20 protein-coding genes are annotated in these 22,951 nt (G+C 65.6%); 10 read left to right on the top strand and 10 right to left on the bottom strand.

The window, feature by feature from the left end; all coding sequences use genetic code 11:
• The first annotated feature begins 4 nt into the window (after window positions 1-4).
• Genes ACYVHH_RS18125 through ACYVHH_RS18115 form a run of 3 tightly spaced genes read left to right on the top strand, consistent with a single transcriptional unit; the run spans window position 5 to window position 2,081 of the window.
• On the top strand, window positions 5-433 hold the full coding sequence (locus ACYVHH_RS18125) for an organic hydroperoxide resistance protein (protein WP_460566829.1): 429 nt from the start codon (window positions 5-7) through the stop codon (window positions 431-433).
• A 15-nt stretch (window positions 434-448) separates the two neighbouring features.
• Window positions 449-1,447 (top strand): serine/threonine protein kinase, encoded by a 999-nt coding sequence (locus tag ACYVHH_RS18120; RefSeq protein ID WP_460566827.1) that lies wholly within the window; start codon window positions 449-451, stop codon window positions 1,445-1,447.
• Window positions 1,448-1,490: 43 nt separating this feature from the next.
• The gene (locus ACYVHH_RS18115; protein ID WP_460566825.1) at window positions 1,491-2,081 is read left to right on the top strand and encodes an AAA family ATPase; all 591 of its coding nucleotides are present in this window, start codon (window positions 1,491-1,493) and stop codon (window positions 2,079-2,081) included.
• 5 nt (window positions 2,082-2,086) lie between these two features.
• Here the strand turns inward: ACYVHH_RS18115 and ACYVHH_RS18110 are convergent, their stop codons facing one another.
• The 8 genes from ACYVHH_RS18110 to ACYVHH_RS18075 all read right to left on the bottom strand — a co-directional run bounded on the left by ACYVHH_RS18110 (window position 2,087) and on the right by ACYVHH_RS18075 (window position 11,632).
• A complete protein-coding gene (locus ACYVHH_RS18110; protein ID WP_460566823.1) occupies window positions 2,087-2,833 on the bottom strand; it encodes an MgtC/SapB family protein in 747 nt (248 codons plus the stop codon).
• A 2-nt stretch (window positions 2,834-2,835) separates the two neighbouring features.
• Entirely contained in the window at window positions 2,836-4,788 is a 1,953-nt protein-coding gene (gene htpG / locus ACYVHH_RS18105) for a molecular chaperone HtpG (RefSeq protein ID WP_460566821.1), read from the bottom strand.
• A gap of 112 nt (window positions 4,789-4,900) precedes the next feature.
• A complete protein-coding gene (locus ACYVHH_RS18100; protein ID WP_460566819.1) occupies window positions 4,901-5,914 on the bottom strand; it encodes a GGDEF domain-containing protein in 1,014 nt (337 codons plus the stop codon).
• 50 nt (window positions 5,915-5,964) lie between these two features.
• Complete coding sequence (locus ACYVHH_RS18095) at window positions 5,965-6,966, bottom strand: pseudouridine synthase (protein WP_460566817.1); 1,002 nt, start codon at window positions 6,964-6,966, stop codon at window positions 5,965-5,967.
• A gap of 6 nt (window positions 6,967-6,972) precedes the next feature.
• On the bottom strand, window positions 6,973-9,324 hold the full coding sequence (locus ACYVHH_RS18090) for a putative bifunctional diguanylate cyclase/phosphodiesterase (RefSeq protein WP_460566815.1): 2,352 nt from the start codon (window positions 9,322-9,324) through the stop codon (window positions 6,973-6,975).
• A complete protein-coding gene (locus ACYVHH_RS18085; protein WP_460566813.1) occupies window positions 9,321-9,926 on the bottom strand; it encodes a methylamine utilization protein in 606 nt (201 codons plus the stop codon). Before ACYVHH_RS18085 ends, ACYVHH_RS18090 begins: the two co-directional genes overlap by 4 nt.
• Window positions 9,927-9,937: 11 nt before the next feature.
• Entirely contained in the window at window positions 9,938-10,822 is an 885-nt protein-coding gene (locus ACYVHH_RS18080; RefSeq protein WP_460566811.1) for a DUF4394 domain-containing protein, read from the bottom strand.
• Between the two features lie 93 nt (window positions 10,823-10,915).
• Window positions 10,916-11,632 (bottom strand): Crp/Fnr family transcriptional regulator, encoded by a 717-nt coding sequence (locus ACYVHH_RS18075; protein WP_460566809.1) that lies wholly within the window; start codon window positions 11,630-11,632, stop codon window positions 10,916-10,918.
• Window positions 11,633-11,820: 188 nt separating this feature from the next.
• On the opposite strand from ACYVHH_RS18075, the gene ACYVHH_RS18070 reads away from it, so the two are divergent.
• The 7 genes from ACYVHH_RS18070 (at window position 11,821) to ACYVHH_RS18040 (ending at window position 20,294) form a co-directional block, all read left to right on the top strand.
• Window positions 11,821-13,767, top strand: a complete 1,947-nt coding sequence (locus ACYVHH_RS18070) for an AMP-dependent synthetase/ligase (protein ID WP_460566807.1) — start codon at window positions 11,821-11,823, stop codon at window positions 13,765-13,767.
• A 36-nt stretch (window positions 13,768-13,803) separates the two neighbouring features.
• Window positions 13,804-14,589 (top strand): ABC transporter ATP-binding protein, encoded by a 786-nt coding sequence (locus ACYVHH_RS18065; RefSeq protein ID WP_460566805.1) that lies wholly within the window; start codon window positions 13,804-13,806, stop codon window positions 14,587-14,589.
• A 14-nt stretch (window positions 14,590-14,603) separates the two neighbouring features.
• The gene (locus tag ACYVHH_RS18060) at window positions 14,604-15,533 is read left to right on the top strand and encodes a branched-chain amino acid ABC transporter permease (RefSeq protein ID WP_460566803.1); all 930 of its coding nucleotides are present in this window, start codon (window positions 14,604-14,606) and stop codon (window positions 15,531-15,533) included.
• A 12-nt stretch (window positions 15,534-15,545) separates the two neighbouring features.
• Entirely contained in the window at window positions 15,546-16,622 is a 1,077-nt protein-coding gene (locus ACYVHH_RS18055; RefSeq protein WP_460566801.1) for a branched-chain amino acid ABC transporter permease, read from the top strand.
• A 53-nt stretch (window positions 16,623-16,675) separates the two neighbouring features.
• Window positions 16,676-18,013 carry an ABC transporter substrate-binding protein gene (locus tag ACYVHH_RS18050; RefSeq protein WP_460566799.1) on the top strand — a complete coding sequence of 446 codons (1,338 nt, stop codon included), beginning with the start codon at window positions 16,676-16,678 and terminating at the stop codon, window positions 18,011-18,013.
• Window positions 18,014-18,156: 143 nt separating this feature from the next.
• Window positions 18,157-18,966, top strand: coding sequence for an ABC transporter ATP-binding protein (locus ACYVHH_RS18045; protein ID WP_460566797.1), 810 nt, complete (start codon window positions 18,157-18,159; stop codon window positions 18,964-18,966).
• Window positions 18,967-19,019: 53 nt separating this feature from the next.
• A complete protein-coding gene (locus ACYVHH_RS18040; RefSeq protein ID WP_460566795.1) occupies window positions 19,020-20,294 on the top strand; it encodes a phenylacetate--CoA ligase family protein in 1,275 nt (424 codons plus the stop codon).
• On the opposite strand, the gene ACYVHH_RS18035 is transcribed toward ACYVHH_RS18040, so the two are convergent.
• Window positions 20,285-20,959, bottom strand: coding sequence for a response regulator transcription factor (locus tag ACYVHH_RS18035; RefSeq protein WP_460566793.1), 675 nt, complete (start codon window positions 20,957-20,959; stop codon window positions 20,285-20,287). The genes ACYVHH_RS18040 and ACYVHH_RS18035 overlap by 10 nt on opposite strands.
• The gene (locus tag ACYVHH_RS18030; RefSeq protein WP_460566791.1) at window positions 20,938-22,950 is read right to left on the bottom strand and encodes a two-component system sensor histidine kinase NtrB; all 2,013 of its coding nucleotides are present in this window, start codon (window positions 22,948-22,950) and stop codon (window positions 20,938-20,940) included. Before ACYVHH_RS18030 ends, ACYVHH_RS18035 begins: the two co-directional genes overlap by 22 nt.
• Between the last annotated feature and the right edge of the window lies 1 nt (window position 22,951).

Here is a 22,951-nt window from a genome sequence, read left to right as displayed (position 1 = left end):
CACCATGGTCAACAAGATCGAGAAAGTCGTTTACCAAGCCCACGCCACCACCACCGGAGGACGCGACGGCAGCGCCAGATCGTCGGATGGGCTGCTCGACGTCAAACTGGCCGTGCCCCGCGAAATGGGCGGCGCTGGCGGCGGGGTCAACCCCGAACAAATGTTCGCAGCGGGCTACAGCGCCTGCTTCCTGGGCGCGCTCAAGTACGTGGCCAGCCTGCAGAAGATCACCGTGCCTGCTGACGCAAAGATCGACGCCACCGTGGGCATCGGTGCGATCCCGCAAGGCTTCGGCATCGAGGTGCAGATGACCATTCACCTGCCAGGACTGGACCGCGCCGTGGCCCAGGCGCTGGTGGACAAGGCGCACGAAGTCTGCCCCTACTCCAACGCGACGCGCGGCAACATCGAAGTGACGCTGCAGCTGGCCTGACGGCACAATGCGGCCATGGCCGCTCCATCCGCACACCCCTACGATGCCCTCACGCCCGACGTTGTCCTGGACGCACTGTCCCTCGTCGGGCTGGAGGGTGACGGGCGGCTCACCGCACTGAACTCCTACGAGAACCGCGTCTACCTGGCGCACCTGAGCCAAGGCGAACCGGTGGTGCTGAAGTTCTACCGGCCGCAACGCTGGAGCACCAGCCAGATCCGGGAAGAGCATGCGTTTTCATGCGAACTCGCGGCCGCCGAAGTACCGGTGGTGGCGCCGCTGGAACTGCTGGGAGACACCGTGCATGAGCACGCGGGCTTTGCCTTCAGCGTGAGCCCTCGCCGTGGCGGGCGGCACCCCGAGCTGGACGACCCCGAAGTGCTGGAATGGATAGGCCGTTTTCTGGCTCGCATTCACGAGGTGGGCGCGCGCCAACCGTTCCGGCACCGGCCCGAGCTGACGCCGGACACCTTCGGCGACGAGCCCGTGGCCTGGCTGGAAACCCACCACGCCGTGCCACCAGAGGCCCGTGGCCGCTGGCTTGAAGCGGCCCGAGCGGCACTTGAGTGCGTGAAGGAACACTGGCACAGCCACCCCGCGGCCACCCTGCGGCTGCACGGCGATTGCCACCCAGGCAACGTCCTGTGGACACCTGCGGACCTTCCTGGCGGCGGCCCCCATTTCGTCGATCTGGACGACGCACGCACAGGCCCCGCCGTGCAGGATCTGTGGATGCTGCTGAGCGGCGACCGCCAGCAGCAGCAACGCCAGCTGGGCGCGCTGCTGGATGGCTACGAAACCCTGCGCGAGTTCGACCGCCGTGAACTGGCGCTGATCGAACCCCTGCGAACCCTGCGGCTCATCCACTACAGCGCGTGGCTGGCCCGGCGCTGGAGCGACCCAGCCTTCCCCGTCAACTTCCCCTGGTTCTGCACACCCGGCTACTGGCAGGAACAGACTCAGACCCTGTGGGACCAGGTGGACGCCATGAACGGCACGGCGCTGGTTGCCTGACCCCTGCCATTCGCCTATGCTTGGGGGCAGGAGAGACCTGTCCATGAGCATGAGTTACACCTACGTGACGCCGCACCTGCCTGAAAGCAAGCTGCGGATCTACCCGACCAAGGTGATCAACATCATCGGTGGGCCGGGGTGTGACAAGTCGCTGTACTCGGCGGCCATCGTGCTCAAGCTGCACCTGCGGCACAAGACGGTGGAAACCGTGCCGGACCACGCCAAGGGCCTGGTCTGGCAGCAAGACTTCGAAGCGCTGCGCAACCAGTACGGCATCGCCCTGCAGCATTACCGCATGCTTGAGGTGCTGGACGGACAGGTGCAGTTCCTGGTGACGGAGGGCTCCCTGCCGCAATTGCTGTACTACAACGAAACTTACCCGCACAACGTTTGCGACGTGGCCAAGACGCGGGAGCAGATTCTTGAGTGGCACAAGCAATTCAACAACGTGAACGTGCTGGTGCAGCGCGACCCCGAGAAGAAATACGTCAGTTCCGGGCGGCTGCAGGATGAAGAGGAGGCGCGCCGCATCGATGGCGAATTGCGTGGCCTGCTCAGGCGCGAAGGCATCAAGTTCATCGAACTGCCCCCGGACTTCCGGGCCATCGTGGAGTTTGCAGCAGGGCTGGAGTGACCGGCTCAGTTGCGCGCGTGCATCACCTCGACCTCCACCGCGCCGGGCAACTCGCGCAGCAGGCGGGACAGTTCAAACAGCGAGGAAGCGGGCGGTTTGCTGCGTTGCGCCACCATCACGAAACGCCAGCTCAGCTGATCACCCACGCTGGTGATGTGCATGGACCCGTCGGCCATCGCGTAGCCCCAGAGCTTCATCGTTTCGCGCACCAGCCCCTCGGGCGGGCATTCCCCTGAGCGGAACTTCACCACCACCCCCACAGCCCTGCGCGACGGCAGCCTGGCCTCCATCTTGGCCCCCCACATCATCAGGGCGGCCGATAGCAGCGTCAGCAGGATGGCCGCCGGGTAGAAGCCCACGCCCACCAGCACGCCGATGGCCGACGAGGCCCAGATGGAAGCCGCCGTGGTGAGCCCGTTGATGTTGAGCCCTTCCTTCATGATGACGCCCGCACCCAGGAAACCGACACCGGTGACGATGCCCTGCACCACCCGTGTGGGGTCCACCCCGGCTGTGCTCATGCCCCCGTGGATCCCCCACCAATAGCCGGGGTAGCCCGCGAAAACCGTGAGCGCGGCCGAGGCCATGCAGACGATGCCGTAGGTGCGCATGCCTGCAGCGCGCCCGTGGTAGGCGCGCTCGTACCCCACGATCAATCCCAGCAACAGGGCGCCCAGCAGGTTGGCGAAGATCAACAGGTTGACCTCGATCACCGGGACCGACCAGTAGCTGGAAAGGACTGGGGCAATCATGCTCAGGCCAGCAGGGTGTTCACGCGCCTGACGTAAGCGGCGGGATCGTCGGGCAGGCCGCCTTCGGCCAGCAGTGCCTGGTCGAAGAGGATGTGGGCCAGATCATCGAACTGCGGGTGCCCGTCGAGCTTCTTCACCAGCGCGTGCTCGGCGTTGACCTCCAGAATCGGGCGCACCTCCGGCGCCTTCTGGCCGGCGGACTTGAGCAGGCGTGCCAGCTGAGTGGAGTACTCGCCGTCTTCCACGACCAGGCAGGCGGGGGAATCGACCAGGCGGGTGGTCACGCGCACGTCCTTGGCCTTTTCCTTCAGGGACTCCTTCAGCTTTTCGAGCACGGGCTTGAAAGTCTCGGCAGCGGCTTCGGCAGCCTTCTTCTCTTCCTCGTCCTGCAGCTTGCCCAGGTCTACTGCGCCCTTGGCCACACTTTGCAGCGGCGTACCGTCGAATTCGTTCAGGTAGGACAGCGCCCACTCGTCCACGCGGTCGGTCATCAGCAGCACCTCGATGCCCTTCTTGCGGAAGACTTCGAGTTGCGGGCTGTTCTTGGCGGCAGCCAGCGTGTCGGCGGTGATGTAGTAGATGGCCTCCTGGCCTTCCTTCATGCGGGCCTTGTAGTCGGCCAGGCTGACCGACACGGCATCGCTCTGGGTGGAGGCGAAGCGCAGCAGCTTGGCAATGCGCTCGCGGTTGCCGAAGTCCTCGCCCAGGCCTTCCTTGAGCACGGCGCCGAACTCTGCATAGAACTGGCTGTACTTGCCTGCCTGCTTTTCGGCTTCAGCCTTTTCCTCGGCACTCAGCACGTCGGTCACGCCATCTGCGTTATCGGCAGGCAGCTTGTCCTTCTTGGCCAGATCTTCCAGCATGGAAAGCACGCGGCGCGTGTTGCCGTCGCGGATGGCTTTCACGTCGCGGCTCTCCTGCAACAGTTCGCGGCTGACGTTGAGGGGCAGGTCGGCCGAGTCGATGACGCCCTTGACCCAGCGCAGGTACGAAGGCATCAGCGCCTCGGCGTCGTCCATGATGAAGACGCGCTTGACGTAGAGCTTGACGCCAGCCTTCTTGTCGCGGTTCCACAGGTCGTGCGGGGCCTTGGCGGGGATGTAGAGCAGTTGCGTGTATTCGCTGGCACCTTCCACGCGGTTGTGGCTCCAGGCCAGCGGGGCGTCGGTGTCGTAGCTGATGTTCTTGTAGAACTCGGTGTACTGCTCTTCCGTCACGTCCTTCTTGGCACGGGTCCACAGGGCGCTGGCGGAGTTGACCGCCTCCCAGTCCGCCTGCAGCACGTACTCACCCTTTTCCTGGTCCCACTCCTCTTTCTGCATGAGGATGGGCAGGCTGATGTGGTCGGAGTATTTGCCAATGATCTGCTTGAGCTTCCAGCGGTTGAGGTATTCGCTGGCGCTGTCGTCGTCCTGGCGCAGGTGCAGGGTGACGCTGGTGCCGCGCTGCGCGCGGGTGATGGTCTCGGTCTCGAAGTCGCCCGTGCCGCCGCTTACCCAGCGCACGCCCTCTTCCGGCTTCATGCCAGCGCGGCGGCTTTCCACGGTGATCTTGTCGGCCACGATGAAGCCCGAGTAGAAGCCCACGCCGAACTGGCCGATCAGCTGGGCATCCTTCTTCTGGTCGCCGCTCAGGCGGCTCATGAAGTCTTTGGTACCGCTCTTGGCAATGGTGCCCAGGTGGTCAATGGCCTCCTGCGCGCTCATGCCGATACCGTTGTCGGTGATGGTGAGGGTCTTGGCGTCCTTGTCGAAGCTGACGCGCACTTCCAGGTTGGGCGCGTCCTCGTACAGCCCGGCGTCGTTGAGCGCCTCGAAGCGCAGCTTGTCGCAGGCGTCGGACGCGTTGGAAACCAGCTCGCGCAGGAAGATGTCTTTGTTGGAATACAGCGAATGGGTGACGAGGTGCAGCAGTTGCGCCACCTCGGCCTGGAAAGCATGGGTGTTTTTGCTCATGGTTTTCGATCAGATGAATGACAGACCAAGAACGTCTCCGGCAGATACCGGAAACGACGGCGACCAGATGGGGACGGCGCCCCGCGGTTTCAAGGGTCGCCGCCGAAGCCGGTCACCAGCCGCTGAAGGCTTCGACGCGAGAGCGGCCGACGCGCGCCAGCGCGTGCATGGCCCGCTCGATCAGCTGGTGCGGCTGGCCGCTGCGGTTGGGAATCATGGAAGCCACGCCCAGGCGCACCGGGTTGCCCGGGTCGTTGGTCAGGGCCTTGTCGATGGCCTGCCGCATGCGCTGTGCCACCTGCATTGACGCGTTGACGCCACTGGTGGGCAACAGGGCGGCAAGGCGGTTTTCGTCCAGGCGCGCCAGATAGTCACTGCTGCGCAGGCAGCCTGCCACGGTGTCCAGCAGCGACGCGGCCGTGAGTGGCGGCTCCGGGGCGCGCCATTGCGCCGGCGACAGCTCAATGAGCAGCAGGCCCAGACTTTCTCCGCGGCGCGCATGCCGCTGCCATTCTTCCGCCAGGCGGCGGTCCAGGGCGCGGGGGCTGCCCACCGGCGTGGCGCCGTCGACAATGCCGTGGGCCTCGACCAGCAAGGCAAGACGGCGGCGCTCCAGCTGGTCGATCACCTGGCGGGCCAGCAGGCGCAGCGCGTGCCGCTGCCGTTCGTCGAGCTGCCGGGGCTGGTGGTCCTGCACGGCAAGCGTGCCGATGGCGTGCCCCGAGGGGGTGACCAGCGGCGCTCCGGCATAGAAGCGGATACCGTTCGCACCACTGACCTGGGTGTTGTGCACAAAACGGGGGTCGCGCGTCGCGTCCTGGACTTCAAAAACCTCCTGGGGCGACACGATGGCGTGCGTGCAGAACGACAGCCCGCGCGACAGGTGGGTGGACCCCGGCCCGGTCAAGGCCTTGGCCCACTGCCGGTCCGCGCCCACCAGAGACACCATGGCCACCGGGGCATTGCAGACCACGCTGGCCAGGAAGGCGATGTCATCGAACGCTGGCTCTGGTGGCGTGTCCAGAATTTCGTAACGGTGCAGCGCTGCCAGCCGCTGCTGTTCTGCAGCGAGGGCGCCTGCGGGCTCTTCGACAGAGGTGGGGGGCACGTCGCACACGGAGTTCATTGATCGGTTTCCAAAAGCTGAGGCAAATGCAACAGTGGGCGCAAGCAGCATCAGAAATGCTCGTGCTCGCCCAGATAACGCCACTGGCCCAGTGGCAAATTGCCCAAGACGATACGCCCAATACGGATACGCTTCAAGCCCACCACGTGCAGGCCGACCAATTCGCACATCCGCCGGATTTGCCGCTTCTTGCCTTCGGTGAGCACGAAACGCAGCTGTTCGGGGTTCTGCCAGTCCACCTGGGCGGGTTTGAGGGGCTGGCCGTCCAGGCTCAGGCCATGGCGCAGCAAGGCCAGTTTTTCGGGCGGGAAGGCACCCTGCACGTTCTGCGTGACCAGCCCCACGCCTTTCGGGCCATTGGGTGCCAGGTGCACACGCACCAGGTATTCCTTCTCCACCTCAGACTGCTCGCCGATCAGCGCCTTGGCCACGCGGCCGTCCTGCGTGAGCACCAGCAGGCCGGTGGAATCGATGTCGAGCCGGCCAGCGGGAGCCAGGCCGCGCGTGTGGCCAGCCTCGAACCGGCGCGGGCTGCGGTCGTCGCGCCAGCGCGTGCGGGGCTGCACCAGCACGGCGGCGCTCTGGTGGCCGTCTTCGGGCAGGCCGCTCACGTAGCCTATGGGCTTGTGCAGCAGAATGGTGACGCGGCCGCCCTGCTGGGCGGTGGCCTGGGGCAGCACGTCGATGCGGTCCTGCGCCATCACGGGCTGGCCCATCTGCGCCACCTGGCCGTTGACTTTGACCCATCCGCGCTCGATCCACTCGTCAGCCTCGCGCCGCGAGCACAGCCCCAGTTCGGCCAGCCGCTTGTTGAGGCGCACGGGACCGTCGGACTGCGCCTTGGGCGCGCCCTGCCGGGGCGGCCGGCTGGATGGGGCCGGACGCGGCGGCTGCCCGGCTTGCCCGGGACGGCCGCTTTGCCCGGGGCGGCCGGCCGGCCTGGCGGGGTCAGACGAGGGCGCACGGGCCGCCGGAGAACGCCTGGGCGCGGGTTTGCCTGCGGGCTCGGCAGCGGCCTGCGGCGGTTTGCGCAGGCTCAGGGTCTTGGACATGGATGCTCAGTTCTCAGGGGCTCGCCAGGTTTCGCACCATTGGGCAAATGCCTGGGCGGGCATCGGCCTGCTGATGAAATAGCCCTGGGCTTCGTCGCATTGCAGATCACGCAGGGCACCAAGGATCGCCTGATCCTCAACGCCCTCGGCCACCACCGTGAGCCCCAGGTTGTGGGCCAGGTCAACGGTGGAACGGACGATTTTCGCATCATTGCTGTCATTCGCCATGCCCATGACGAAGGACTTGTCGATTTTGAGTTCGTTGACCGGCAGGCGCTTGAGGTAGGCGAGGGACGAATAGCCCGTGCCGAAGTCGTCGATGGAGAGCTTGAAACCCATGGCCGCCAGCCTGTTGAGCGTCGCTTCGGCACGCTGCGGGTCGTCCATGATGGCGCTTTCGGTGATCTCCAGGCAGAAAGCCTGCGGCGTGAGCCCGTGGGCACGCAGCAGGCCACCCAGACGGGCAGCGAACTCCTGGTCCATCAGGTCGCGCGTAGACAGGTTGATGGCGATGCGCAGGCCGGGGGCTGCCGCCTGCAGGGCGGGCCACTGGCGGCAGGCTTCCTCGAACATCCACAGGGTGAGCTGGCGGATGAAGCCTGTCTGTTCGGCAAAAGGAATGAACTGCATGGGCGGGACCAGCCCGCGCGAGGGGTGTTCCCAGCGCACCAGCCCCTCCAGAGCCACCACGCGGCCACTGGCAACGTTCACCTTGGGCTGCACGAACAGGCGGAGCTGATCGCGTTCCAGCGCCTGCCGCAGGTCGGTGAGCAGCGAGAGCGACTGCGCGCTGGACGAGTCGAGCGACGGGTTGTACAGCAGCAACCCCGCCGTCTTGGCCTTGGCGGCACGCATGGCGATTTCAGCGCGGCTCATCAGGGTGTCCGCATCCTGGGCGTCCAGGGGCCAGCAGGCCACCCCGATGCTGGCACTCAGGTCAACGGTCTGCTGGTCCAGCGCCAGGGGCTCTTCCAGCGCCTTCGCTATGCGTTCGCCCACGGCCACGGCCGTGGCGGCGTCCGCGTGGGGCAGCAGGATGGCGAACTCGTCTCCGCCCATGCGCGCCACCTGTCCGCCGTATCCGTCAACCTGCTGCTGCAGCCGCTGCGCCACCGCCTTGAGCAAGGCGTCCCCCAAGGCATAGCCCAGCACTTCGTTCACGTGCTTGAAACGGTCCAGGTTCAGCGCGAGCATGGCGACGGGATGCCCCGCGGGCCCGCCACTGGCCATGGTCTGCAGCAAGGTCTCGCGGAACCGTTCGCGGTTGGGCAGGCCGGTCAACCGGTCCCAGTAAGCCAGGTGCCGGATTTCGGCCTGCTGCGCGGCAATGCTGGTGCGCATGGCGTCGAAACCACGCGCCAGGCGGCCCACCTCGTCGCCGCGCTGCGCCCCTTGAACCTCCACGTCGTAGCGGCCTTGCTCCAGCGACTGCGTGGCATCCATCAGGGACCGCAGGGGTTGCGTGACCCGCCGGGTGGCGGTCCAGCTGGCCAAGCCGAACGCCACGACCCCGACCAGCGTGATGCCCGCCAGCACCCACTGCAGGCTGACGAACGGTGCCACCACATCGGCGTAGGAACGCAGCAGGACGGTGTCCACCTGCCCCTGGGTCGACTCCAGCGCGACACGCCGTGCCAGATAGCGTTCGTCCTGAAGGAAGACGTCGGACACGCCCGAAGGGGCGGCGGTCAGATCGCGCGCAAGATCGGCGGGCAAGGTGCTGACCACCACGCCCATGCTCTGGGCTGGCGCCGCGCCGAGCACCGCCAGATGCACGGCCAGCAGCTGGTACATGTCGTCAGCCAGCGCCTGGTCGATGGGAAACCCCATCACCACCCAACCCACCTGCACCGGCGCACGCACCGGCACCACGACGAACTGAAAGGGCTGGCGCTGGACATAGGCCAGCTGGGTGCGCGAGGGTGACCCGCCCAGCAAGCGGGACAGGTCCAGCAAGGTGTCGTCGTCCATGGCCTGCCCGTGGCCGCTGTGCGCCACAAGGTTCCAGCCCGTGTCGAAGAATGCCGTGGTGCGCGCCCCGATGCGCTGGCCATGGTTCTCGAGCGCCGAGGCAATGGTCTGGCTGTCGGCCGACACGATGGCTGAACGGAAGCCGAAGTCCGACGCCAGCAGCTGTGCCGCCTGACGCAGCCGCTCGGCATTCTGCTCCAGCAGGCGCCGCCAGACGCGTTCACTCACCTGCAGTTCCGCGTCAATCTGGGCGCGTGCCTTGCTGGCGATGGTGGAGCGGACCATGCCGAACACCGCGATCTGGATCAGCAGCAACAGCACGAGGGTGACACCCACCAGCCGGGCGGTCAGGCCCATGTCGCGCCAGCGGTCTTGCCAGCGGCTCAAGGCAGCAGCCCCCGGATGCGGACGCGGACCTCGGAGGAAGCGGCGGTCACGACAACCGGCTGTGGCTGCACCTGCGCGGGCGCCCCGACCGGCAGGTTCGGGTGCCAGACCATCAGGCGGTATTCGCCAGGAGGCACGCCTCGCAGTTCGGCCCGGCCGTCAGCCTGGCTCTGCGCGAAGTGCGGCGTATCCAGCACAACCACCCAGGCCACCATCTCGTCGTGTATGTTGCAGCCCAGCACGGCCACCCCGGGTTGATCGAAAACCACCGGATTGGCTGGCGTGCCAGCATAGAGCTTGAGTTCGAACCGTTTGACCGGTGAAAGCGAGTACACGTGGTGCCGCACCGTATCGCGGTTGGGGAAGGACACCGAGGTGCCCCGCGTGACCGGCAACACCGATGGCACGAAAGCCTTGTCTTTCTGCACCAGCTCCACCCCGGTCATGGGCCGCGCTGCCGCAGCCGCGGCGGCGGATTCGAGGTACACCACCGCCTCGGCAACGGGCCGCCCCTGCGGGTCCTGCACAACCGCCCGCACATCGCCTGCCCAGCTCAGCCAGGGCGCCCCCCACAGGCACACCCACCCGAAAAACCGCTTCACACCCGCTCCGTTCAAGGTTCGATGGCCATGCCGCGCAGGGGCTCCCCCTGCCCCACCACCCCCAGCACGCGGGCCAACCCGGTATCCAGGTCGATGGCCACGAGCCTGGAACGGGGATCGGCAGGCGTGCGGATGACGGCCAGTGGCTCGTTGCGCACGTCGGAGATGTCGAAAGACACGTCCAGCAATGGTCCCAGGCCCAGGCTGCCCACGGTCGTCAGGCGGCCCAGGTTGGGCGAAACCACCGGTTGCTGCCCCTCCTTCGAGCCCTGCATCACCAAGGCGCCCAGGGACCTGTCGATGGCAAAATTCGTGGTGAGCTTGTCGTCTTTGTTGTTATAGGTGTAGGCCGCAGCCACCACGTCGGGACGGCGGCCGGCATTGATGTCGCCCTCGGCAAAGGTGAGATCGGGGTCGCGCTGCACACCCTCGGCCTGCGCGTCGTAATCGATCAGCGCCCCGGTGTCCGGGTGAAGCCTCAGGTTCAACCCATTAGCGCCCACCACACGGATGCGGTCAGCTGCCGGGTTGAAATCCACACCGTGCGGGCCCTCGCCCATCACGTCCGGGGCCGGTGCAGCGCCCACAGCGCTGGCCACGCCGCTGGCCGTGTCGATGGTGTAGACGCGGCCCGCACTGGAAACCCCGTAAAGCACGCCGCGCGCGACCCGGAAATCGATGCCGACCAGACGCTCACCCGCACCCAGCCCAGTGAGTGTCACCCGGCGGTCCATGGTCTCGGGCCGGTCAGCCTGGAACCGGACCAGTTCCTGTCTGTCGTTCAAGCCCCACAACACGGCAGGCACGGCCAGCCGCTGCGGCGCCTGTGCAACAGCCACCGTTGCCAAGAAAAAACCGGCCGCCACCACAGGACTACGAACAAGGCTCCACCACATCCCAAACTCCTTTGGCTCCCCGGGCACACCTTGCGCACAACCGTGTGACATATGCCGGCAAATGTACACGCGTGGCAATGCCCGCATGCTGCGTCAGGTGAGATCGCGCCCGGCCCGGCGCAAGGCCTCCAGATCCAGCACGCGCAACCCGCCGTATTCCACCTGGATGGCGCCTTCGCTGGCCCAGCGTGCAAGCGCCTCGTTCACCCGCTGCCGGGACAGACCTACCAGGTAGGCCAGCTCCTGCTGTGTGATGCGCAGCACCTGGCCCACACCGGGAAAGAGCCCTGGGTGAAACAGGTTGGCCAGGCTGCGGGCAACGCGCACGTCAGGGTCGCTGATGCGGTCGATCTCACGCGCGGCGATGAACTGTCCCAGCCGCTCGTTGAGCTGCCGCATGACAAAGCGGTTGAAGCCGATGGAGTGGTCCAGCATCCAGTGAAAGGTGTCCACCGGCAGCCCCGCCACCAGGCTCTTGCGCAGGGCCTGGATGTTGTAGCGGTAGATCTCGCGCTTGAGGGCGGTCCCCTCGCCGAACCAGCCGCCGGGAGCAACCCCCGTGAAGGTCATGACCGGCCCCTGGCTGTCGTCGTTGCTCATCTTGAGCAGGCCCTCGATCAGACCGAACCAGTACGTGACCGGCCGGCCCACGCGGCAGATGTAGTCCCCCGGCTCGGCAAGCGAGATCATCAGCGCCTCCTGGGCACGGTACTGCTCGATGGGCGTGAGACTCTCCATCCATGGAATGGCCGCGATCTCCTCGGGAGACAGAGGACGCGCGCGCTGCCGAAGCCCGACTTTCGTGTTCATGTCTGCAAGTGTTCTGTCTGCACAAGAGCGAATTTCACGATCCTAGGGAAATTCCTAGGCAGTGACTACCCTAGATTGTCGTCACAAGGACAACATGACGTCAAACTAAAGCCGTACATTGGCACCGACGCCGGAAAAAGCCCCAAAGACAGAACGAGCAAGGCACCCCCCGGCACACAGGAGACAACATGCGGACAACGTTCCCACGGCTTTTGCTGGAGCATGCGGCCAAGCGCCCCCAGGCCCCCGCCATGCGAGAGAAGGAATATGGCATCTGGCAGACGACCACCTGGCAACAGATGGCCGAGCTGGTTGAACACATCGCGGGCGGGCTGCACCAGCTGGGCCTGCAACGGGACGAGCACATCATCGTCGTCGGCGCCAACCGCCCCAGCCTCTATGCCACCATGCTGGCCGCGCAGTCGCTGGGCGCCATTCCCGTGCCGCTTTATCAGGACGCGGTGGCCGCCGAGTGCGTCTTCCCCATCAACAACGCCGAGGTGCGCTTCGCGGTGGTGGAGGATCAGGAGCAGGTGGACAAGATGCTCGAGATCCGCGAACAGTGCCCGCAGCTGCAGCACATTCTGTTCGACGACCCGCGTGGCCTGCGCAACTACGACGAGCCTGGCCTGGCCGGGCTGGAGGAAGTGGTTGCCGCAGGCAAGGTCTACGCCAGCGAACACCCGGACTTCTTCCGCGAGGAGGTGGAAAAAGCGCAGCCCGACGATGTGGCCGCCATGTTCTTCACATCCGGCACCACGGGCAACCCCAAGGGCGTGGTGCACACCCACTACACACTGCTCAACCGCGCTGAGGTGGGGGCCAAGTTCGACAAGCTCACCTCTGCCGAAGAGGTGCTGGCCTACCTGCCCCCGGCCTGGATCGGCCAGAACATCTTCAGCTACGCTCAGTGGCTGGCCTGCGGCTATGTGGTCAACTGCCCCGAATCGTCGGGCACGGTGTCCATCGACCTCAAGGAAATCGGCCCCACCTATTACTTTGCGCCGCCGCGCGTGTTTGAAGGCCTGCTCACCAGCGTGATGATCCGCATGGAAGACGCGGGTACCATCAAGCGCAAGATGTTCCATGCCTTCATGGACGTGGCACGCAAGGTGGGCCCGGCACTGATGGATGGCAAGAGCGTGGGCCTGGGCGACCGGCTGCTCTACGCCCTGGGCAACGTGCTGGTGTACGGCCCGCTGCGCAACACGCTGGGCTTTTCCCGCGTGCGTGTGGCCTACACCGCCGGTGAAGCCATCGGCCCCGATCTGTTCAGCTTCTACCGCTCCATCGGCATCAACCTCAAACAGCTGTATGGCTCCACCGAGACCGCCGTGTTCGTGTGCCTGCAGCCCGACCACGAGGTGCGCGCCGACACGGTGGGTGTGCCCTGCGAGGGGGTGGAGATCAAGCTGGCCGACAACGGCGAGATCCTGGTCAAGTCCCCTGGCTTGCTGAAGGAGTACTACAAGAACGCCAAGGCCACCGAGGAAGTGCTCAACGCGGACGGCTGGTACCACACGAGCGACGCAGGCTTCATCGACGCCAGCGGGCACCTCAAGATCATCGACCGCGTGAAAGACGTGGGCCGCATCAAGGGCGGTGCCAACGACGGCGCCATGTTCGCGCCCAAGTACGTGGAAAACAAGCTCAAGTTCTTCTCGCACATCAAGGAAGCGGTGGCCTATGGCGACGGCCGCGAGAAGGTGTGCGTGATGATCAACATCGACTTCGACGCCGTGGGCAACTGGGCCGAGCGCCGCAACCTGCCCTACGCCGGTTACACCGATCTGGCCCAGAAAGCCGAGGTGTATGAACTCATCAAGGACTGCGTGGAAAAGGTCAACGCCGACCTGAGCCGCGACACGCTGCTGGCAGGCAGCCAGATCAGCCGTTTCCTGGTGCTGCACAAGGAATTGGACGCCGACGACGGCGAGCTGACCCGCACCAACAAGGTCCGCCGCGGCTTCATTGGCGAAAAGTACGGGGTGCTGGTGGATGCGCTCTACGGCGGCAAGACCGAACAGTACATCGAGACCCAGGTGAAGTTCGAGGACGGCCGCACCGGCAAGGTCAGCGCCACGCTGCGGCTGATGGATGCCAAGACCTTCGACGCCGTGAAACAGGCCGCCTGAGCACAAGCGCACACAAGAACCACGGAAACCATAACCATGGCATACAAGCAAGTGGGTGACGTCATCCTGGACGTCCAGAACATCAGCCTGCGCTTCGGCGGCGTGAAGGCGCTGACCGACATCTCCTTCAACGTCAAGGAGCATGAGATCCGCGCCATCATCGGCCCCAACGGCGCGGGCAAGAGCTCCATGCTCAACTGCATCAACGGCGTCTATTCGCCGCAGGAGGGCTCCATCACCTTCCGGGGCCAGACCTTCAAGCACATGAACAGCCGCCAGGTGGCGGAGATGGGCATCGCCCGCACCTTCCAGAACCTGGCGCTGTTCAAGGGCATGAGCGTGATCGACAACATCATGACCGGCCGCAACCTGCGCATCAAGAGCAACCTCTTCCTGCAGGCCCTGCGCCTGGGGCCTGCCGAGCGCGAGGAGATCGAGCACCGCGAGAAGGTCGAGCACATCATCGACTTCCTGGAGATCCAGGCCTACCGCAAGACCCCCGTGGGCCAGCTGCCCTACGGCCTGCAAAAGCGCGTGGACCTGGGCCGTGCCCTGGCCATGGAGCCGCAGGTGCTGCTGCTGGACGAACCCATGGCCGGCATGAACGTTGAAGAGAAGCAGGACATGTGCCGCTTCATCCTCGACGTGAACGACGAATTCGGCACCACCATCGTGCTGATCGAGCACGACATGGGCGTGGTGATGGACATCAGCGACCGCGTGGTGGTGCTGGACTACGGCAAGAAGATTGGCGACGGACCGCCAGACGAAGTGCGCAACAACGAAGAAGTGATCAGCGCCTACCTGGGCACCAGCCACTGACGGAGCAAGCAATCATGGGATTTTTCCTCGAAACCCTGTTCGGCGGCCTGATGGCAGGCATGCTGTATTCGCTGGTGGCCCTGGGCTTCGTGCTCATCTTCAAGGCCTCGGGCGTGTTCAACTTTGCGCAGGGCGCGATGGTGCTGTTCGCAGCGCTGGCCATGGCGCGCTTTTCAGAATGGGTGCCGGGCTGGCTGGGCCTTGAGGGCAAGCTCATCGGCAACGTGATCGCCTTCATCCTGGCGGCGGCGCTGATGTTCGTGCTGGCCTGGCTGGTGGAACGCCTGGTGCTGCGCCACCTGGTCAACCAGGAAGGCGTGACGCTGCTGATGGCCACGCTGGGCATCACCTACTTCCTCGACGGCCTGGGCCAGACCATCTTCGGCAGCGACATCTACCAGATCAACGTGGGCATGCCCAAGGACCCGGTGTTCCTGTTTGAAAGCGTGTTCGAAGGTGGCGTGCTCATCAACCAGGAGGACGTGATCGCCGCCGTGGTTGCAGCCTGTCTGGTGGCGGCGCTGTCGCTGTTCTTCCAGAAGACCAGCACCGGCCGGGCGCTGCGTGCGGTGGCCGACGACCACCAGGCCGCGCAGTCCATCGGCATCCCGCTCAACCGCATCTGGGTGATCGTTTGGTGCGTGGCCGGTATCACCGCACTGGTGGCCGGGATCATCTGGGGTTCCAAGCTGGGCGTGCAGTTCTCGCTGACCACCGTGGCGCTGCGTGCGCTGCCGGTGATCATCCTGGGCGGTCTCACCTCGGTACCCGGCGCCATCATCGGCGGTCTGATCATCGGCGTGGGTGAAAAGCTTTCCGAGGTGTACATCGGCCCCATGGTGGGCGGCGGCATCGAGATCTGGTTCGCCTACATGCTGGCGCTCGTGTTCCTGCTGTTCAGGCCGCAAGGTCTGTTCGGAGAGAAGATCATCGACCGCGTGTAAGGAGACAAGAACATGTTTTATCGCGAAAACGGCCAATTCAAGACTTCCTACCGCGCCGACCAGCAGATCTTCCCGATCGCGCAGGACCGCTGGGCCATCCTCGCCATCGTGGCCTTCGCGGCCATCGGCATCCCGCTGCTGGTGGACGAGTACCTCTTCCGCGCCATCCTCATCCCGTTCCTGATCCTGTCGCTCGCCGCCATTGGCGTGAACATCCTGGTGGGCTACTGCGGCCAGATCTCGCTGGGTTCGGGCGCCTTCATGGCGGTGGGCGCGTACATGGCCTACAACACCTACATCCGCATCGACGGCATGCCGCTGATCGTGGCGCTGCTCTCCGGCGGTTTTTTCGCCACGCTGGTGGGTCTGGTGTTCGGCATCCCCAGCCTGCGCGTGAAGGGGCTGTACCTGGCCGTGGCCACGCTGGCTGCCCAGTTCTTCTGTGACTGGGCCTTCCTGCGCATCGGCTGGTTCACCAACAACAACGCCTCGGGCTCGGTGTCGGTGTCCAACCTGAACGTGCTGGGCTGGGCCATCGACACGCCGCTGGAAAAATACCTGTTCTGCCTCGCCTTCCTGGTGGTGTTCGGCGTGCTGGCCAAGAACCTGGTTCGCGGTGCCATCGGCCGCGAGTGGATGGCCATCCGCGACATGGACGTGGCCGCCGCCGTGATCGGCATCCGCCCGATGTACGCCAAGCTCAGCGCGTTCGCGGTCAGCTCGTTCATCATCGGTGTCGCAGGCGCGCTGTGGGGCTTCGTGCACCTGAGCTCCTGGGAACCCGCTGCCTTCAGCATCGACCGCTCCTTCCAGCTGCTGTTCATGGTCATCATCGGCGGCATGGGCTCCATCATGGGCAGCTTCTTCGGTGCGGCCTTCATCACGGTGCTGCCCATCTTCCTGAACCAGTTCCTGCCCTGGGTGGGCGGCCTGGTTGGCATCTCGGTGTCCACCGCCGCGGTGTCCCACACCGAGTTCATGATCTTCGGCGCGCTGATCGTGTGGTTCCTGATCGTGGAACCGCATGGCCTGGCCAAGCTGTGGAGCATTGCCAAGCAGAAGCTGCGCATCTGGCCGTTCCCGCACTGAATCCCTTATTGATTTCCCGCCCCTCGCTTCAACCACTACTCTGGAGACAAACCATGAAGCTTCGTTCACTCGCCCTTGCCGCTGCAGTGGCAGCGACCACCTTGACGGGTGCCCTGGTGGCTCCCAGCGCCCATGCGCAAGCCAAGGAACAGTTCTTCCCCGTGCTGGTGTACCGCACGGGCGCCTACGCGCCGAACGGCGTGCCATGGGCCAACGGTTTCGTCGACTACCTCAAGCTGGTCAATGCCCGCGGCGGCATCAATGGCGTGAAGATTTCGTTCGAAGAGTGCGAAACCGGCTACGCCACCGACCGCGGCGTGGAGTGCTACGAACGCCTGAAAGGCAAGAATGGCGGCGCCTCGATGTTCCAGCCGTTGTCCACAGGCATCACCTTCGCACTGACCGAGAAGGCGCCCATTGACAAGATCCCGCTGATCACCGCTGGCTATGGCCGCAGCGAGTCGCAGGACGGTGGCGTGTTCAAGTGGAACTTCCCGCTGGCTGGCACCTACTGGGTGGCCGGTGACGTGATCATCCAGGACATCGCCAAGAAGCTGGGCGGCGCAGCCAACCTCAAGGGCAAGCACATCGCTCTGGTCTACCACGACAGCCCCTTCGGCAAGGAAGCCATTCCCATCCTGCAGGAACGCGCAGCCATGCACGGCTTCAAGCTGAGCCTGCTGCCCGTGACGCACCCAGGCGTGGAACAAAAGGCCACCTGGCTGCAGATCCGCCGCGACCGCCCGGACTACGTGGTCAACTGGGGCTGGGGCGTGATGAACTCGACGCTGATCAAGGAAGCCCAGGCCACCGGCTACCCGCGCGACAAGATCTATGGCGTGTGGTGGGCGGGTGCAGAGCCTGATGTCAAGGACATCGGCGAAGGCGCGAAGGGCTACAACGCGATCACCATGCAGCACGGTGCCGAACCCAACGCGGCCTTTGTGAAGGAAATCCTGGAAAAAGTCCACGGCAAGGGCCAGGGCACCGGTCCCAAGGACGAAGTGGGCTCCGTGCTGTACGTGCGCGGTGCCATGAGCGCCATGCTGGCTGTGGAAGGCGTGCGCCGCGCCCAGGACAAGTTCGGCAAGGGCAAGGTCATGACCGGCGAGCAGGTGCGCTGGGGTCTGGAGAACCTGGACCTGACCCAGGCCAAGCTCGACGGCCTGGGCTTCAAGGGCGTGATGCGCCCCATCTCCACCAGCTGCCAGGACCACATGGGTGCCGCCTGGGCCCGCATCCACACCTGGGACGGCAGCAAGTGGCAGTTCACCAGCGACTGGTATCAGGCTGACGAGCAGATCATCAAGCCGATGGTCAAGGCCGCTGCCGACAAGTACGCCGCCGAGAAGAAGCTGACCCGCCGCACGCCGCAGGACTGCCAGTCCTGACGAGGGGTGCCGGTCCGTCTCCCGAGGGGCGGACCGAGCGGCTGGCGGGCCTTCCGCCAGCCGCCAGCCCCCGGCGTCCCGGCCAAGCCCAGGGCACCGAGGACTGGTTTGTCGTCCGGTGCATTTCCATCAAGGTTCCATCCATGAGCACACCCAACATCGTTCTCAACGTCAACGGCATCGAGGTCATCTACAACCACGTGATCCTCGTGCTCAAGGGCGTGTCGCTGCAGGTCGCCGAAGGGCAGATCGCAGCCATCCTCGGCGGCAACGGCGCCGGCAAGACCACCACGCTGCGCGCTATCTCCAACCTGCTCAAGGGCGAGCGCGGGGAAGTCACCAAGGGCAGCATCGAGCTGCGCGGTGAGCGCATCGAAAACCTCTCACCCGCCGACCTGGTCAAGCGTGGCGTGGTGCAGGTCATGGAAGGCCGCCACTGCTTCGCCCACCTCACCATCGAGGAAAACCTGCTGACCGGCGCCTACACCCGAGCCAGCAAGGCCGAGATCGAGGCCAACCTGGAAAAGGTCTACACCTACTTCCCGCGCCTGAAGACGCGCCGCACCTCGCAGGCGGCCTACACCTCGGGCGGTGAGCAGCAGATGTGCGCCATCGGTCGCGCGCTCATGACCAACCCCAGCGTGGTGCTGCTGGACGAGCCCTCCATGGGCCTGGCGCCGCAGATCGTGGAAGAGGTGTTCGAGATCGTGAAAGACCTCAACACCAAGGAAAAGGTCACCTTCCTGATCGCCGAGCAGAACACCAACATGGCGCTGAAGTACGCCGACTACGGCTACATCATGGAAAGCGGCCGCATTGTGATGGACGGCGCAGCCACCGACCTGCGCAACAACGAGGACGTCAAGGAGTTCTACCTGGGCATGGGCGGCGGCGAGCGCAAGAGCTTCAAAGACGTCAAGAGCTACAAGCGCCGCAAGCGCTGGCTGGCCTGAGCGCCTTTTTCCTCTCCTCGTCACCGTCAGTCTTTCTGTCAGGGAGCCCTCCCATGCCCCAACTCCACCTAGACGCTCTGGAAACCCGCTCCCCTGCAGAGCGCGAGGCTGCCCTGATGGCGGCCCTGCCTGCCCACATCGCCCAGGCACAACGCGACAGCGGAGCCATGGCCCGCATCCTGTCCGGCGTGGACGCCAGCAGCATCACCACGCGCGCCGCGCTGGCTACGCTGCCCGTGACGCGCAAACATGAACTGCTGGAACAGCAGCAGGCTTCGCGCGCCGCTGGCGGCGATCCGTTCGGCTGCTTTTCCACCATCGGCTGGCGGGGGCTTGCGCGCGCATCGGGCGCACGCAGGGTGTACCAGTCACCCGGCCCCATCTACGAACCCGAAGGTCAAGGCGCCGACTACTGGCGCTCTGCCCGGGCGATGGTTGCGGCAGGCTTCGAGGCCGGTGACCTGGTGCACAACTGCTTCAGCTACCACCTCACCCCCGGCGCGTGGATCATGGAAAGCGGCGCCCAGGCGCTGGGTTGCACTGTCATCCCCGGCGGCGTGGGCAACACCGAGCAGCAGCTTGCCGCCATCCACGACCTGTGCCCCAACGCCTACACCGGTACACCAAGCTTCCTCAAGATCCTGGTGGAAAAGGCGGCTGAAGGCGGGCAGAAACTGTCCATCCACAAGGCCCTGGTCTCGGGCGAGGCCTTCCCGCCTTCGCTGCGCGACTGGCTGGCCGAGCGCGGCATCACCGGCTACCAGTGCTATGCCACAGCCGACGTGGGCCTCATCGCCTACGAGACCGCTGCCCGCGAGGGCCTGGTGCTTGACGAAGGCGTGATCCTGGAAATCGTGCGGCCCGGCACGGGCGACCCGGTGCCCGAGGGCGAAGTGGGCGAGGTGGTGGTGACCGTACTCAACCCCGCCTATCCGCTCATCCGCTTCGGCACGGGCGACCTGTCGGCCGTGCTGCCCGGTGCCTGCCCCACCGGCCGCACCAACACCCGCATCCGGGGTTGGCTGGGCCGTGCCGACCAGACGACGAAGGTGCGCGGCATGTTCGTGCACCCGTCGCAGGTGGCCGAGGTGACCCGGCGCTTCCCCGCCGTGCACAAGGCGCGCCTGGTGGTAAGCGGCGAAATGGCCAATGACCAGATGGAACTGCTGGTGGAGGTGGCTGCTGGCGAGCGTGCCGACACGCTCACCACCGGCCTGGAAAACGCCATCCGCGACGTGACCAAGCTGCGCGGCCAGGTGCGCTTCGTGGACCCTGCCAGCCTGCCCAACGACGGCAAGGTCATCGAGGACGCGCGCACCTATCGCTGAGGGTCGGCTGCCCCTGCCGGGGCCCCGGAACTCAGCTGAAAGCGCCCCATCAGGTGCGCCAGCTCCACCGCCGAGTTCACCCCCATCTTCTCGAAGATGTTGGCACGGTGAAACTCCACGGTGCGCTGTGTGATGCCTAGGTGGTCGGCGATGTTCTTGTTGTAGTGGCCCTGCAAGAGCTGTTCGAGCACCTCGCGCTCGCGCTGGCTCAGGCTTTCCAGCGCCCGCCGCAGGCGCTGCTCCAGGCGTGACTCGTCGCTCTGCACCTTGCGAAGCGCGGCCTCCACCTTGTCAACGAGTTCGTTGTCCTGGAAGGGTTTCTCCAGAAAATCCCAGGCGCCGTTCTTGACGGTCTGCACCGCCATGCCCACGTCGCCATGGCCTGTGAGAAACAGCACCGGCCAGGGGCAACCCATTGCGTTGAGCGCCTCGAAGGTACTGAGCCCCGACATCGGCTCCATACGGATGTCGAGAAGGACGACCGCTGGCATCCAGTGGGGCCGCTCACCGGCCGCCATGTCTAGGAAGGCCTGCCCCGAATCCCACGACTGCACCAGATGCCCGCGCGAATCAAAAAGCCACGCCAAGGCGTCGCGAAAATCGGCATCATCATCCACCACGTGGATGGCAGGGGCGGCTGAGGTCAGGGGTTTGGGGGTGTGCACAAAGGTATTTTGACGCAGAAGCGCGCACCGCCCAACTCGTCGCACACTCCCACCTCGATCTGGCCGTGGTGCGCTTCCACCACCGAACGGCAGATGGCCAGCCCCATACCCATACCGCCTTCCTTGCCGCTGTGGAACGCGCTGAAAATCTGCTCACGCTGCTCCTCTGGCACCCCTGGCCCGCTGTCACAAACCTCCAGCTCGGCCATACCATGGGCAGTCCTCATAGACACTTGCACCGTTGGCAACCGCGCAGCCTGTGCAGCCCAGTGCTCGGCATTGCCCAGCAGGTTCAGCACCGCATGTTCCAGCAACAGGGCATCCGCCTCAATCCACATGAGCTTGCTGGGCAGATGCACCTGCCACAGGCCGGGCTGCTGGCGCTGCATGGGGTCGAGAATGCGGTGCAAGAACGTACCCAGTTCCAGCGGTTGGCGGCTCATCTCGCGCCGGCGCGCAAAGGCATTGACGCGCTGGATGATCCGGCCCGCCTTGGCGGCCAGCTGCTCCATACGCTCGGCCACGCCCTGCACCTCGTCCAGGCCAATGCGCCCGGCCCGCAAACGGTTGATCAGTCCGTTGGCAAAGCCGCTCAGCGCCCCCAGGGGCTGGTTCAGCTCGTGCGCCAGAGTGGACGCCACCTCACCCATGGCCACCAACCGGCCCGAGGCTTCCAGCTTTTCCTGCTGGCGCGCGGCCAGCCGTTCGGCCCGCTTGCGCTCGCTGACATCCAGCACCGAACTCATCCAGCCGATCTGCACGCCGTCCGCCGTGCGCAAAGGCGCTTCGTGCACCAGCACATCGATCAGGTGACCACCCTTGTGCTGGAACTGCACCTCCACACCCTGGCGCTCTGTGCCTTGCGCCAGCACCTCGCGGTGGACCAGCTCCAGTTCACTGACCTGATCCTTCGGCCAGTAGGGCAAAGGTGCCTGACGCCCCACCAACTCATGAGGGGACCACCCCACCATGCGGCAAAACGAGCGGTTGACGTACAGGATGCGGCCCTCGCTGTCCCAGGCCCGCAGGCCAATGGTCGCGGCGTTTTCCATCGCCACGCGCAGCGCCACCTGCGCCTGCAGCTCCATCTCCACACGCAGGCGCTTGGCCATGTCGCGCCGCAGCGCGTACAGGCTGCCCAGCATGCCCAGCAGACACACCATGGCCACCACGAAAAAGGTGCGGGGCACCGTGGGCGACACCGAGCCAGTGGGCAGCACCTTCAGCGCGATGTCGGCCCCCGGCAGTTCCAGGAAGGCCAGCACCGGTGCCGCGTGCGCGTCCGCCACGCTGGCCTGCTCGGTCTTGGGGTCCACCAGCGCCACGGCATGGTCTGCCAGGAACCACTGGGGCACCAGCACACCCAGGGCCTGCCGCAACGACAGTCGCGCCAGGTAACTTCCCGCATACTCACCCTGGTCAAACAGAGGCACGGCCAGCCACACCGCCCCGCCCTCGTCTTCCGTGGCGGGCACGGGGCCGGCATAGGTGGGGTAATGCAGGCCGCTGGCCACGTCGAGCATCACCTGCAGCATGGCCTGGGACTCGGCGCTGCGCGCGCCGTCCCGCGCCAGCCACACACCCACCTCGCCGCCGGCCCCTGCCGCCTGGCGGCCCAGCCAGCCGTGGGCCGTGACCACACCCGGCTCCCGCAGCAGCTGCCCGGCATGCTCACCGCTGGGCATTGCACCCGCCGCCGGGTCGCGCGAACCCGCGCGCTCCTGCGCGAGCATCCGCAGGTCTTCCTCCAGACGCCGAAAGTGGAAACGCGCGCTCTGCATCACCCATTGCACGTCGGCCGTGCGTCGGCGCAACTCCTCGTCGGCCTCGAAACGCTGGAGGTAATAGACGAGGTTGACCACCGCCGCCACCAGCATGGCCAGCAAGCCCAGCAACCACCAGGTGGCACGGCGCGCCCGGCCCGCGCCCAGCGCCGTCTGGCGCTGCAGCAGCTCAAAGTCGAAAGCGGCGGACGGGTGGGAGGCATCCATG

The sequence above is a fragment of the Hydrogenophaga aquatica genome (assembly GCF_054780915.1).
This window is presented reverse-complemented; position numbering and strand designations above follow the sequence as displayed.

What these genes read in the sequence shown, in the direction of transcription:
- ACYVHH_RS18125 (WP_460566829.1), top strand. Translation starts at nt 5, where the DNA reads ATGGTCAACAAGATCGAGAAAGTCGTTTACCAAGCCCACGCCACCACC.
- ACYVHH_RS18120 (WP_460566827.1), top strand. Translation starts at nt 449, where the DNA reads ATGGCCGCTCCATCCGCACACCCCTACGATGCCCTCACGCCCGACGTT.
- ACYVHH_RS18115 (WP_460566825.1), top strand. Translation starts at nt 1,491, where the DNA reads ATGAGCATGAGTTACACCTACGTGACGCCGCACCTGCCTGAAAGCAAG.
- ACYVHH_RS18110 (WP_460566823.1), bottom strand. Translation starts at nt 2,833, where the DNA reads ATGATTGCCCCAGTCCTTTCCAGCTACTGGTCGGTCCCGGTGATCGAG.
- htpG (WP_460566821.1), bottom strand. Translation starts at nt 4,788, where the DNA reads ATGAGCAAAAACACCCATGCTTTCCAGGCCGAGGTGGCGCAACTGCTG.
- ACYVHH_RS18100 (WP_460566819.1), bottom strand. Translation starts at nt 5,914, where the DNA reads ATGAACTCCGTGTGCGACGTGCCCCCCACCTCTGTCGAAGAGCCCGCA.
- ACYVHH_RS18095 (WP_460566817.1), bottom strand. Translation starts at nt 6,966, where the DNA reads ATGTCCAAGACCCTGAGCCTGCGCAAACCGCCGCAGGCCGCTGCCGAG.
- ACYVHH_RS18080 (WP_460566811.1), bottom strand. Translation starts at nt 10,822, where the DNA reads ATGTGGTGGAGCCTTGTTCGTAGTCCTGTGGTGGCGGCCGGTTTTTTC.
- ACYVHH_RS18075 (WP_460566809.1), bottom strand. Translation starts at nt 11,632, where the DNA reads ATGAACACGAAAGTCGGGCTTCGGCAGCGCGCGCGTCCTCTGTCTCCC.
- ACYVHH_RS18070 (WP_460566807.1), top strand. Translation starts at nt 11,821, where the DNA reads ATGCGGACAACGTTCCCACGGCTTTTGCTGGAGCATGCGGCCAAGCGC.
- ACYVHH_RS18065 (WP_460566805.1), top strand. Translation starts at nt 13,804, where the DNA reads ATGGCATACAAGCAAGTGGGTGACGTCATCCTGGACGTCCAGAACATC.
- ACYVHH_RS18060 (WP_460566803.1), top strand. Translation starts at nt 14,604, where the DNA reads ATGGGATTTTTCCTCGAAACCCTGTTCGGCGGCCTGATGGCAGGCATG.
- ACYVHH_RS18055 (WP_460566801.1), top strand. Translation starts at nt 15,546, where the DNA reads ATGTTTTATCGCGAAAACGGCCAATTCAAGACTTCCTACCGCGCCGAC.
- ACYVHH_RS18050 (WP_460566799.1), top strand. Translation starts at nt 16,676, where the DNA reads ATGAAGCTTCGTTCACTCGCCCTTGCCGCTGCAGTGGCAGCGACCACC.
- ACYVHH_RS18045 (WP_460566797.1), top strand. Translation starts at nt 18,157, where the DNA reads ATGAGCACACCCAACATCGTTCTCAACGTCAACGGCATCGAGGTCATC.
- ACYVHH_RS18040 (WP_460566795.1), top strand. Translation starts at nt 19,020, where the DNA reads ATGCCCCAACTCCACCTAGACGCTCTGGAAACCCGCTCCCCTGCAGAG.
- ACYVHH_RS18030 (WP_460566791.1), bottom strand. Translation starts at nt 22,950, where the DNA reads ATGGATGCCTCCCACCCGTCCGCCGCTTTCGACTTTGAGCTGCTGCAG.